The organism is Spirosoma koreense (assembly GCF_054777875.1).
In genome coordinates, this window is record NZ_BAAHAC010000029.1 from 314,872 (window position 1) to 328,067 (window position 13,196).

General features: G+C 53.2%; 7 protein-coding genes. 3 read left to right on the top strand and 4 right to left on the bottom strand.

What is annotated here, in order from left to right; translation table 11 throughout:
- Positions 1-30: 30 nt before the first annotated feature.
- The 3 genes from ACYVC2_RS29170 to mnmC2 all read right to left on the bottom strand — a co-directional run bounded on the left by ACYVC2_RS29170 (position 31) and on the right by mnmC2 (position 3,628).
- Positions 31-2,055, bottom strand: coding sequence for a M13 family metallopeptidase (locus ACYVC2_RS29170; RefSeq protein ID WP_461108641.1), 2,025 nt, complete (start codon positions 2,053-2,055; stop codon positions 31-33).
- 167 nt (positions 2,056-2,222) lie between these two features.
- Complete coding sequence (locus ACYVC2_RS29175) at positions 2,223-2,816, bottom strand: thioredoxin family protein (RefSeq protein WP_461108643.1); 594 nt, start codon at positions 2,814-2,816, stop codon at positions 2,223-2,225.
- 146 nt (positions 2,817-2,962) lie between these two features.
- Positions 2,963-3,628 (bottom strand): tRNA (5-methylaminomethyl-2-thiouridine)(34)-methyltransferase MnmC2, encoded by a 666-nt coding sequence (gene mnmC2 / locus ACYVC2_RS29180; protein ID WP_461108645.1) that lies wholly within the window; start codon positions 3,626-3,628, stop codon positions 2,963-2,965.
- Positions 3,629-3,750: 122 nt separating this feature from the next.
- On the opposite strand from mnmC2, the gene ACYVC2_RS29185 reads away from it, so the two are divergent.
- The 3 genes from ACYVC2_RS29185 to ACYVC2_RS29195 all read left to right on the top strand — a co-directional run bounded on the left by ACYVC2_RS29185 (position 3,751) and on the right by ACYVC2_RS29195 (position 10,439).
- Positions 3,751-4,224, top strand: a complete 474-nt coding sequence (locus ACYVC2_RS29185) for a DUF4293 domain-containing protein (RefSeq protein ID WP_461108647.1) — start codon at positions 3,751-3,753, stop codon at positions 4,222-4,224.
- Between the two features lie 262 nt (positions 4,225-4,486).
- Positions 4,487-7,750: a S41 family peptidase gene (locus tag ACYVC2_RS29190; RefSeq protein ID WP_461108649.1), complete on the top strand. Its 3,264-nt coding sequence runs from the start codon at positions 4,487-4,489 to the stop codon at positions 7,748-7,750.
- 208 nt (positions 7,751-7,958) lie between these two features.
- The gene (locus ACYVC2_RS29195) at positions 7,959-10,439 is read left to right on the top strand and encodes a zinc-dependent metalloprotease (RefSeq protein WP_461108651.1); all 2,481 of its coding nucleotides are present in this window, start codon (positions 7,959-7,961) and stop codon (positions 10,437-10,439) included.
- A 71-nt stretch (positions 10,440-10,510) separates the two neighbouring features.
- Here the strand turns inward: ACYVC2_RS29195 and ACYVC2_RS29200 are convergent, their stop codons facing one another.
- Positions 10,511-12,940 carry a TonB-dependent receptor domain-containing protein gene (locus tag ACYVC2_RS29200; RefSeq protein WP_461108653.1) on the bottom strand — a complete coding sequence of 810 codons (2,430 nt, stop codon included), beginning with the start codon at positions 12,938-12,940 and terminating at the stop codon, positions 10,511-10,513.
- Positions 12,941-13,196 lie beyond the last annotated feature (256 nt).

A 13,196-nucleotide genomic window follows, 5' to 3' on the forward strand; every position in this document is an offset into this window, starting at 1 on the left:
CGAAAGTTTAACCAAGTCCACTTTACGAGATTACCAGACCTTGATTCGGTCCTCCGGCTTTTTGTACATCTTATCGCCCGGCTGTACGCTGAAGGCTTGATACCAGGCGTTAATATTCGACAGCGGACCGTTACACCGGTAAAGACCCGGCGCGTGTGGATCGGTCAGAATAAGCTGAGCTTCGGTTTCAGGCCGGACATTGATTCGCCAGACCTGGGCCCACGACAGAAAGAACCGCTGATCGGGTGTGAAGCCGTCGATCATGCTTTTTTTCCCGGACGATTTACCCTGAGCCGTTTTTTTGAAAGCGTCGTACGCGATAGCCAGCCCGCCCAGATCGGCCAGGTTTTCGCCCAGCGTCAGTTGGCCGTTTACCTTGATAGAGTCTAGTACCTTGAAGCCGAAAAACTGCTCTTTCACCTGATCGGCCCGTTTTTTGAAATTGTCGGCATCGGTTTTGGTCCACCAGTCGCGCAGGGTACCGTCAGCGTCGTACTGCCGACCCGAATCATCGAAGCCGTGCGTCATTTCGTGGCCGATCACGGCCCCGATACCGCCATAATTGATCGCATCGTCGGCTTCGAAATCGAAGAAGGGAAACTGCAGAATAGCCGCCGGAAACGCAATCTCGTTATTGACTGGATTATAGTATGCATTCACGGTTGGTGGCGTCATGCCCCACTCCGTCCGGTCGACGGGTTTGCCCAGCCGGTTGATCATGTAATTGTACTGCCACTTGCCTACTGACTTTACGTTTCCGTAAAAATCATTGCGCGCAATAGTAACTCCCTCGTAGGTCTTCCATTTATCGGGATAGGCGATTTTACGCTTGAAGGCCAGCAGCTTCGTCAGGGCTTTTTTCTTGGTGTCCTCGCTCATCCAGTCGAGCTTTTTAATATGCTCGGTATAAGAGGTTTCCAGATTGCTCACCAGAGTCATCATGCGCTGCTTCGCTTCCGGTTTGAAGTACTTCTGCACGTAAAGCTGACCCAGCAGATCGCCCAGCGAGCCATCGATCAGACCACTAATCCGCTGCCAGCGGGGGGTTTGTTCTTTCTGACCGGTCAGTGTTTTCGAGAAAGCGAAGTTCTGTTTTACAAACGCGTCGCTCAGGTAGGGAGCCGCTCCTTTTAGAATGTTCCAGCGCATGTACGTACGCAGGTCTTCGATCGGGGTGGCCGTTACCAGACTGTCGAGCGAGCGATAGAAAGCCGGGCTTTGTACCAGCACGGTATCCTGCCCATTGACGCCTAGTTTCGTCAGCAGACTAGCCCAGTTCATACCAGGCGTCTGTTTACTGAAATCAGCGACAGTCAGTTTGTTATAGGTTTTATATGGATCGCGCAGTTCGACGCGGGGCATCTGCGCCCTGGCCAGCGCCGTCTCAACCCGCATGATAATATCGGCATCCTGCGAAGCCTGGTTAGGTTCCTCGCCAATCAGGGCAAACATCTTCGTCAGGTGATCAACGTAAGCATCCCGGATGTTTTTACTGCGGGGGTCACTCTTCAGGTAATAATCGCGGTCGGGTAGCGTCGTGCCACCCTGACTGAACTGTGGCAGGTATTTGGAGACATTCTTACGGTCCTGGGCGACAAAGAAGCCGAATAACATGCCGTTACTCTGCGTCCGCTGATAAGCCAGTTCATCCAGAAAAGCGGCTTTATTGTTTACTTTATCCACCCGCGCCAGATCCGATTTGACCGGATCGAAACCCAGCTTCTCGATAGACAGGCTGTCCATTCCGCTCGAGTAAAAATCGCCGACCATCTGGTATAACCGGCCTTTGGTGGTTGTTGTCGAAGCTTCTTCCAGCAGCGACTTCATGGCATCGAGGCTTTTCTCGCGCAGTTCGTTGAAACTCCCCCACGAAGTTTTGGAAGCCGGAATAGCATTCTGCCGAAGCCAGTTTCCGTTGGCATACTGGTAAAAATTATCTCCCGGCTTGACGGAGAGATCCATATTGGCTGGATCGATGAATTTGCGGGGAGCTACTGTAGCCACCAGACCGCCCGTTAAAAGTATCGCAGAAAGGAGCGCGACAGACTTATTCATGTATGTTGATTAAGTAATTACCCGATAAAGGTACAAAAATACATAACGCGGACGGTGGGCCGCAGCCGTGGAAACCCATACTCGTGCTCTATCTTAAATAGATGCCTGATCGAGCGTAAGTTTTCACGGTTGCGGCCCACCGTCCGCGTTGTCTGGTGTATTACGAATTACTTGCTCGCCGTGAGCGATGATTGAAACTGGCGGGCGTAGGTTCCGGCTTTGTATTGGTCGAAGGGCTCTTTCTGGTGGTAGTCATTACCGAAATAGGTAATGATCTGGTGGAATGTACGTGGTTCCAGATAGCCCGGAATCGGTTGGATCAGGTTGAATTTCTCATCCAGAAACACCGTCGATGGATAACTCATCTGGTTCTTCAGCATGGCGGCTGCCAACTCATGAACGCCGTGACTTCCCCCCCGAATGAACTTGAAGGTTTCTTTGCCCAGGGTTACATCGGCTGTTTGTTCGGCATTGAAGCGAACCGGATAAAAATTCTCGTTGACATAATCGATGATAGCGGGTTGGGAAAATGTTTTGCGGTCCATCACTTTACACCAGCCACACCAGTCGGTATATACGTCTACGACAAATTTCCGGGGTTGCTTTTTGGTTAATGCATAAGCCTCCTGAATGGTCAGCCACTTAATCTGTTTATGGTCCAGATTGGCTTTGGTGGCGGGGGGCTCGGTCGGTAAAGTCGTGCGGAAGGCACTGGCCGTAACCAGAACAAAAGCCGCAAAAAAGAGAAGCAGACGGTTCATATCAAGTTGGATGTTGTTTACCTGATAACGACAGAAGATTAATAAAATTAGCGATCAGCATCGCTATAATGCATTAAAATCCGGCTATGAACACGTCGTCAGGATTTCTCCCGAACACCAAACTCCGGTGTCCAGGAGAACGTCTATTATTTGATTGCCCGCAGGATATCCCGCTTGTGCGGAGGCCCCGGATGCTTCTCGACCGTCAGGCCAGCCGCCCGCATGTTTCGCTGCACCTCGCTTTTAGAGCAATACGTGGTCAGGATACCACCCGGCCGGAGGAAGCTGGCTAGCTGCTGAAAAATATCGGCGCTCCAGAGTTCCGGCTGAGCCGTTGGCGCAAACGCATCGTAATAAATCAGATCGAATCGTTCGGCCGGCTGGAAATCCTGCAGCCGGCTCTCGTGTTTGAATAGTGTAAAATATGGATTTATCCGAGCAAGCTCATTCCATTCCGATTGATGCAACAACTGTAAATAATGAGTACCCAGCAACTCGTCGTAATTTAGCGGAGCGGCATCGGCTACCGACATCGGAAACGCTTCTACCGCGGTATACACTACCTGACGTTGAGCGACTTCGGCCTCCTGAGCAGTCAGCAACGCATTTAGTCCTGTCCCGAACCCCATTTCAAAAACTTGCAGAGGCTGACCGGAGAATTTCTCAAAAGCAGCCAGCAGGCCAAGTTCAATATAAACCCGCTGCGATTCCTGATAAGCGCCATGCACCGAATGGTAAGTTTTGTCGAGCACCTGGTTGATGGCCGTGTGCGATCCATCGGCGGTTACGATCAGCCGTACGTCTGCTTTCATAATCTATCGTTTTTGGCCTATTTTTGCCTCGGATTAATGTATAATGAATAATGTACAGTGGCTAATGTACGGTTCTTGCTATGCATTGTCCGTTGTACATTTTTCATTATACGTCTATATCAATGATTCAACGCGTTCAGACAATATTTTTGTTTCTTATTGCCATAGCCATGGGGGTCGCCCTGGCCAATCCTATCTGGGAAAAAGCGGGAACCAAACTACCCGAAATGGCACACCTGACGGCGCTCCAATATAGCTATCAGGACGGCGTGACCACCTATGTCAACACCGTCTGGTATTTAGCGCTGCTCATTGCTTTAGTCGGTCTGGTGGCGCTCTACGCTGTTTTTCAGTACCGCAACCGGCTGACACAAACCGCCCTTTGTGCCGTAAATGCGCTGATGCTGACGGCCATCATGGGCATTATCCTTTACCGAACCGTCTATCTGGGAAAAGGCTACGGCAGTCCGGATGATCAGGGAACGTTCCAGGCTGGCTTTTACGCTATCATTGCGGCACTGGTATTCAATGCGTTAGCCAATCGCTTTATCCGACGCGACGAACGGATGGTAAAAGATTCGAATCGGATACGGTAATGCATCCATAATTTGACTGACTGAAAACGGTATCGATCGCGATTTTTCGATCGATACCGTTTTTTAATTAATACTAATGCTGTCAACGCTCCGAACCGGGAACAGATGACGCAATAAAAACCTGATTCAGATTGGTTGGAAACGGCTGAAAGTTGGTAAATTCGGCTGCCAACTAACGGCTTTCAGAAAGCTCCCCGAATCTTCACAGCAAACCTCCGTTTAATCCATGTATCGCGTTAAACGTCTACATTTTTTTCTATCCTTGACCGTCTTATGGGCTTTTAAACCCGTTTCCCTGACCGCTCAGTCAAGCAGGCTAACCCCAGCATTTGCGTATGCAGAACCCGCCTTATCGCCCGACGGTCGGGAGATTGCGTTCGTATCGGGGGGCGATATATGGACAGTGCCCGTTAGTGGTGGCGAAGCCCGGCTCCTGGTCGCTCATGCCGACAATGAGTCGCGGCCGCTCTACTCTCCGGATGGCAAATACATGGCTTTTGGGTCAACCCGCTCCGGCAACGGCGATATTTACCTGCTGACCCTCGAAACCGGCGCCCTGCGTCGGCTGACTTACGACGATGGCGCTGAAACCCTGACCGCCTGGTCGAACGACAGTAAACTGGTTTATTTTCAGTCGACCAGCCGGGATATTTCAGGCATGAACGATATCTACCGGGTGGCCATCACCGGCGGAACGCCCATGCCTGTCACCGCCGACCGATACGCCAGCGAATTTTTCGGAACACCATCGCCCGACGGAACTTTACTGGCTTTCTCGGCCCGGGGAATTGCCGCAGCCCAATGGTGGCGGAGAGGCAGCAGCCACCTGGATCAAACCGAGATATGGACCTGCAAAATCGGTACGAAAAAAGGCGAGAAGCCCGTCTATGAACGGCTGACGGAAGGCGGAGCGAAGGAGTTATGGCCTCTGTGGAGCCCGGATGGGCAGACCCTGTATTATATGTCGGATCGGAGCGGAAACCAGAATCTATGGGCAAAGCCCCTGAAGGGCCAACCGACCATGCTGACTTCTTTTAAAGACGGACGAGTACTCTGGCCGTCCATTAGTCACGATGGGCGTACCCTTGTGTTCGAGCGTGATTTTCAGATCTGGAAATACGATATCGCTGCCAAAAAAGCAGAATCTGTGGCGATCAGGTTACGGGGAGCGGCCGCAGGGCAGGCTGTCGATCATCAGAAACTGACGAATCAGTTTCGGGATCTGGTCGTTTCGCCCGATGGTAAAAAAGTAGCGTTTACGGCGCATGGTGAAGTATTTGCCGTTTCAGCCCGCGACGGAGGAGATGCTGTGCGGGTCAGCGACACACCTGGTCTGGAGTCGCAACTGGCCTGGCTGCCCAACAGCCGCACGTTGCTGTATACCAGCACACGCGACGGAGCCGCCAGCCTGTTTCAATACGACTTCTCGACCCATACCGAAACCCAGCTGACCAATTCTCAGCAGGACGACAGCTCACCCGTCGTTTCGCCCGATGGGCAGTCGGTTGCTTATCTGCGCAATGGGCAGGAACTACATGTGCTGGAATTCAACGGCAAAAAAGATCGTACGCTATATAAAGGATACCTGGGCCGGGCACCCTTTGCGGGTTCGGGTTCGGTGACCTGGTCGCCTGATGGGAAATGGCTGGCCTTTTTTGTGTATGGAGCCAAAACCTTCCGGAATGTCTGGGTGGTGCCCGCTGCCGGTGGAGAGAGTCGGCCCATTAGTTTTCTGGCCAACACCTTCGGCGGCAACATCAGCTGGAGTCCCGATGGTAAATACATTCTCTTCGGAACGAACCAGCGGACCGAAACCGCGCAGGTAGCCCGCGTCGATCTGGTGCCGCGCCTGCCCAAATTCCGGGAAGATCAATTCCGGGATCTGTTCAACGAAGAAGTCCCTCGAAATATCCGTCCCACCACAACGCCTATTGCGCCAAGCCCAGCTGCTACCGAAAAAGCGCCGACGCGCGATACACTGGCCAGTTCGGCAACCCGCCCCAAAGGCACCGCAGCAACAAGCCTTGTTTTCGACGGCATTCGTCAGCGGCTGAGCCTGCTGCCCGTTGGGGTCGAAGTGAATGCTCAATCGATCAGTAAGGATGGGAAGACCCTTCTACTGACCGCCAGCGTGGCCGGCCGGCAAAACTTGTACACGTATCCACTGGATGAGACAAACAGCGAACGGGCCGTTGCCCGTCAGCTCACCACGACGCCCGGCCAGAAGAGCAACGCCCAGTTTACGGCGGACGGCAAAGAGGTCTTTTACCTCGAGCAGGGTCGGATTCAATCGATTACGCTCGAACGACGAGAACCTAAACCGCTGAGTGTAACGGCCGAACTGGACATCGATTTTGCCACAGAAAAATTACAGGTCTTCCAGCAAGCCTGGGATGTGCAGAACAAAGGGTTCTACGACCCAGAGTTTCACGGAGTCGACTGGAAAGCCGTTCGTACCCGCTACGAACCACTGGCCGCCGGTGCCCGTACGCCCGACGAACTGCGCCGGCTGCTGAGCCTGATGGTGGGCGAACTGAATGCGTCTCACTCGGGGGTATCGGGTCCGCAGGGAGCTACGGACATCAGTACCGGACGGTTAGGTCTGCGTTTCGACCGTATTACCTACGAAAATACGGGCAAGCTGCTGATCACCGAAGTTGTCGTACTGGGTCCTGCGGCCTTGGCCGGCTCGGTTAAACCCGGTGATTACCTGCTGGCTATCGACGGAAAAAGCGTCGATGCCAATACCAACCTGGACGAGTTGCTGAGCAACAAAATCAACCACCGCGTCACGCTGGCGGTTGCCTCGGAGCCCAAAGCGACGGCGAAGGAGGTGAGCGTGTTACCAATCAGTTTAGCGACCGAAAAAGCACTGCTTTATAAACAGTGGGTAGAGCAGCAACGAGATTATGTCAGCAAAGCTAGTAATGGACGGCTGGGTTACGTGCATATGTTCGATATGTCGGCCGAATCGCTCAACCAGTTGTATATCGACCTCGATGCCGATAATCAGACGCGGGAAGGCGTCGTCGTAGACGTTCGCAACAACAATGGTGGGTTTGTCAATGCATATGCCATCGATGTTTTTGCCCGGAAAGGGTATATGACCATGACGTCGCGCGGGTTGCCGCCAGCTCCGGCCCGAACTCAACTCGGCCAGCGCGCCCTCGAAGCCCCTACGATTCTGGTCACAAACCAGCATTCGCTCTCCGATGCCGAAGATTTTACGGAAGGCTACCGAACGCTGAAGCTGGGCAAAGTTGTCGGCGAACCCACCGCTGGCTGGATTATTTATACCTCGGCGGCTCAACTGATCGACGGCTCATCGATTCGCCTGCCGTTCTCGCGTATAACCGACAATACAGGCAAAAACATGGAGCTGATTCCGCGCCCAGTTGATATTCCGGTTTCGCGCCCCATTGGCGAGAGCTATACGGATCAGAATACTCAATTGGACGTAGCCGTGAAAGAGCTTATCAAACAGTTGGACGAAGCAAAGCCAAACCGGGTTAGCCAGGGGAAATAAGGGCCATTCGGCATCTATGATGCTAGCCCCTGTCGTAGTGCAAACGGTTGGCTGCCATACTTCGGCTTCATTCCCTCAAACCGTCGAGGTAACAGTTGAGTACGCCCCTCCGGGAGCGTACCCGGTACATGGATAACGCGCTCAACAGGTCTAACTACTATTTTACAGTACCCACTTTTATAATGCCTTACTAACAACCTCTGCCAGCATGAAAAAACGCTTATTTACACTTCTCTACGTACTACTGACCACCGCCTACCAGCTTTCGGCACAAGCGCCCGCCGGAGCCGGTGGTTCTTCCAGCATTTCCAGTTTCACCAATGGTATGGAACGCCATCCGGGCTTCATGACCTTTTACTGGGATGCTAAGAAAGGAAAAGTCTGGCTCGAAATCGACAAGTTCGACACTGAATTCCTGTATTATCCAACTTTGGCCCAAGGTGTTGGCTCCAACGACATCGGTCTCGACCGGGGGCGGCTGGGCCAGGAGCATATTGTAAAATTCCAGCGGAGCGGTCCCAAAGTGCTGCTCATCGAGCCGAACTACGCCTATCGGGCTATCAGCAACGATCCGCTCGAAAAGCGGGCGGTAGAAGAATCGTTCGCCAAATCGGTCCATGCCGGGTTTGATGTTACGGCCGAAGAGGGTGGGAAAGTGCTGGTCGACCTAACTCCGTTTCTGATGCAGGACGCAGTCGGCGCGGTGCAGGCCATCAGCCGGACCAAACAGGGGGCGTTCCGGTTCGATCCGGCGCGGAGCGCGCTGTATCTGCCCCATACCAAGGCTTTCCCCCAGAATACGGAGTTTGAAACGATCATCACGCTCACTGGCGAAAATCCCGGTGCTTTCCTGCGGGAGGTGGTTCCGACCCCGACCGCAGTGACCATGCACCAGCACCATTCGTTTGTGCAGCTGCCCGATGCCGGGTACAAACCCCGCCTGTTCGATCCCCGGATCGGTTACGGTGGCATCGAGTATTTCGATTACGCAACGCCCGTAAGCCAGCCGATCATGAAGCGCTACATTTCGCGGCACCGGCTGGAGAAAAAAGACCCGTCGGCAGCGGTGAGTGAAGCCGTTAAACCGATTATCTATTATGTCGACCCAGGCACGCCCGAACCGATCCGTTCGGCGCTGGTAGAGGGAACATCCTGGTGGAATCAGGCATTTGAAGCGGCTGGTTATAAGAATGCTTTTCAGGTTAAACTGTTACCGGCTGATGCCGATCCGATGGATATTCGCTATAACCTGGTTCAGTGGGTACACCGCTCGACACGGGGCTGGTCGTATGGTGGCAGCATCAGCGACCCGCGCACGGGCGAGATCATTAAAGGAAAAGTTACGCTGGGTTCGCTGCGGGTTCGGCAGGACTACCTCATCGCGCAGGGGCTTGTCGGCGATTACGCTGGGGCTACAGCGCCTTCATCGGACCCGATGATGCAGATGTCGATCGAGCGGCTGCGGCAGCTGGCGGCACACGAAGTTGGGCATACATTGGGTTTACCGCACAACTACATCGCCAGCACGCAGAACCGGGCGTCGGTCATGGATTATCCGACGATGGTTGCCAAGATCAAAGGAGCCAGCATCGACCTTTCGGATGCGTATGCTAAAAACATTGGTGAATACGACAAGTGGAGCATTCGCTATGGCTACGAACAGTTTCCGGCCGGCGCCGACGAAAAGCAGGCGCTGGATAAGATCGTAAACGACATGCACAAAGCCGGGCTGAGTTTCCTGACCGATCAGGATGCCCGGCCGGAAGGATCGGCCCACCCCGGCACGCACCTGTGGGATAATGGCGCCAACGCCGTCGATGAACTGAAGCGCGTATCCGACGTCCGTAAACTGGTGCTGTCCAACTTCAGTGAGAAGAAAATTCCGATGGGAACGCCCATGGCCACGCTCGAAGAAGTACTTGTGCCGATGTATATGTTCCACCGCTATCAGGTCGAAGCCGCGGCAAAAGTTGTGGGCGGACAAACCTACACCAATGCGCTGCGCGGTGACGGTCAGCCGGTTATGTCAACGGTTCCGGTACAGGAGCAGAAGCGGGCGCTGGACGCGCTGCTGGCCACCATCGACCCGGCTTTCCTGGCACTTCCCAAGCCAATTCTCAACCTGATTCCAGCGCGTCCGTTCCGGTACGATCCGAACTTCCGGGAGGTGTTCAAACGCCGAACCGGTATTACCTTTGACCCGATGGCAGCACCCGAAGCCGCGGCTGGTATGACGTTGCAAATGCTGTTCAATAGCGAACGGGTAAGCCGACTCGTGATGCAGTCAGCGCTCGACCCGGCGCAACTCAGCCTGGAATCGATGCTCGATCAACTGCTTGCTACCACCTGGTACAAAGCCGACCCGGCCGATGGGTATCAGGCTGAAGTAAAGCGCCTGACCGACAAGCTGCTGCTACAGAAACTGATCGATCTGGCCAATAACCCGGAAGCTACCTCTCAGGCGCGGGCCATTGCCGGTCTGAAGATGAGCCAGCTAAAAAGCAAGCTAACGGCGTCAGGTGCCAATCCGAAACTAGCGGCTCATCATCTGTTCGCCCTTGATCAGCTTCGCCGGGCGGAAGGCAACGTAGCGGATATCAAACCAACCACTCCGCAAACGCCCCCCGAGGGTATGCCCATCGATCCGGGTCAGGAATGGCTTGCCCCTGCCTGCGACTGGAAACCATAATTCACGAAACGGCCTAAAGAAAAACGGTATCGAAAGCTTCGATACCGTTTTTGGTCTACTGATATTTGGGCTTAAAATTTGTAAGCAACGCTTCCTACGAAACTTCTTAATTTCTGTGGGTTCATGGTGGTGTAACCAATCCAGTAATGCTGGTTGGTCAGGTTATCTACTTTGGCCGAAATCCGGAATTTCGGCTGATCATAGAAAGCGGATGCGTTCAGCACGGTGTAAGCAGGCAAAATAAACTCGCCCATACTAACGCTGTTCTGAATCTTGTTATCACTGGCATAATTTCCCCCAAAGCCAACTCCTAATCCTTTCACCATGTAATCGGGCAGTCGATAGCTTAGCCACAGGTTTGCCAGCACCGGCGAAGAAGCCGTGGTGGGCCGACGACCGTTGACATCGGCATCCGCTTTGTCCAGTTTCGAATCGTTGTAGCTAAAGCCAGCCACTACATTGAATCCGCTGAAGGGATTGGCCACTACATCGACTTCAAACCCTTTGCTCGACTGCTCGCCGTCCTGCGTCTGAGCAAAGCGGGCAGCTGCCAACGGGTTCGGGTCAGTGCGAAGCAGGTTACTGACCCGAATATTGTAATAGCTCAGGGTAGCGCTTAGTTTTCCAGAAAAAGCGTCGAGTTTAACCCCCGCTTCGAACTGGTTCGCCTGTTCGAGTTTGGCGAACCGCTGCGTCAGGCTATCGGAAGCTGTTACGTCGTATGCATTATAAATGCCCCGGTTGTTGAAGCTGTTCTGGTAGTTGGCAAACAGCGACACTTTGTCCTTCAGCGGCTGGTAGACTACCCCAAATTTCGGCGAGAACGCTGTCTGCTCATAGCCTGCTACAGCGCTCCCTTCGGTACCGCCTTTGTTGTTGAAATGGTCGACCCGCAGGGCAGCCAGTACACTCAGGTTGTCTGTGAGGTTCAGCACATCGGACAGAAAAGCGCTAGACGTATTCCGAATGCCGGTGACAGGATAGGTGAAATCAGGAGCTTTGCTGGCGTACAGAGCCATCAGAGCGGCTCCGTTAAACTGGCTGTAATCGCCGTTTGCCGTAATGGGAACAGTGTCGTAGGTACTGCCAAAGAATAACTGATTGGAATTGACGTGCAGGTAGTCCAGCCCCAGCACGATCCGGTTGCGCAGGCTACCCAGCCGAAAATCACCATTGAACAACTGCTGTACTTCCAGTACATCGTTGGTGCTGTTGCGGGTCGATTGATCCGCCCGGACCAGGTTGTTCACACCCAGGGTCGTTCCGCCGGGAATGATGTAGAAATACGGTCCGAAACCATTCGAATAGCTGTGGCTCGAACTGATATTCGTCGATGACGTAAAGGCGGACGACATCCGATAGTTCACCTGGCCGAACAGGTTGGTGCTACGTGAGTGCTGCGTCAGCCCACCCCCCATGTAAGAGTTGCGATAGTCGACGGATAGCTGGTCGGCCCGGGTAGCACCGAGGGTATAGCCCGGAACATAAAAGAAGAAAATCTGTTTGCCCACATTTTCGGAGCGGAAAATTTCCGCATCGAGCTGGACCGACAGGCGTTCGTTGGGCTTGAATAACAGACTCGGAGCCAGCGCAAAATTTCGGCTGAAACCGATTGTCTGAAAAGTGCCCTGGTGACTGAAAGCCGTATTGACGCGCAGCAACAGATTGCGGCGGCTGGTAACGGGGGTGTTCACATCCAGGCTAACCCGCTGAAAGTCATAACTTCCTGCCGACACGGCGACCTCTCCGCCGAAGGTTTCGTAAGGTTTTTTGGTCACCCGGTTTACCAGTCCACCGTAGGACGTAAGCGAACTACCAAACAACGTGGCCGACGGTCCTTTGATCGTTTCCAGTTTTTCGAGATTGACCGCGTCGATGTCGCTGGTAACGTTACCCGCCAGGCCGTTTCGAAGCTGGCTTTGCACAATGAAGCCCCGGGTACTGTAATAGCTGCCGCCGTCGCCGGCCCGACCGGTTGCTTCCCACATTTTCTGGACGCCGGGCGCATTCCGCATGGCTTCATCGACCGAGAACACCAGTTGTTCCGTTAGCAGCTCTTTACCGATGGTGTTGTATACCTGGGGATTTTCCAGATTCCGGAGCGGCATTTTCGACACATAATCGCTGCTGGTGCGGGCGAACCTGTTGATACGGCCAGCCGTTACAATGACTTCCTGCAACTGAGCGCTACTCTCGGCCAGGGTAAAGTTTAGCGTCGCGGCTTCTGAATCGCCGAGCGTAATGGTTACCTCACTTGTTTTTAGTCCGATTACCGAGGCCTGAACCACGTGTGTACCGGCTTTTACCCGATTGATAATGTATTCTCCTTTCGCATTCGTGATCGAGCCCTGCCCCCGCCCTTTCAGACTGACGGTTACATATTCGACCGGATCGCCGTCGGCAGTGGTTATTTTTCCGCGAATGGTACCCAGTTGCTGCGCAATCGACAGCACAGGTAAGCACAAGATTATAAGCAGAATGCGTACAAAACCTAAATTCATTATTCCCAGTAGAGGTTGATTCAGTCCGCAAAGCAACAGCAAAAAACACAGGAATAAAAATTATTTTTAATTAATCTAAATAACCAAAGAAGTATTTGCCAGCGTTTGTGGTCGGTTATCTCACTTGCTCCTGAAGCTAGCTTCCTACCGATCTGATGGTCGTTTAATCAAGTGGATGTGGGGGCTGCAAAAATCAGGAACAATAAAAAGTTAAGTTTGTATTTTTCTCATAAAGACGCTGTTACTCACTTATTAG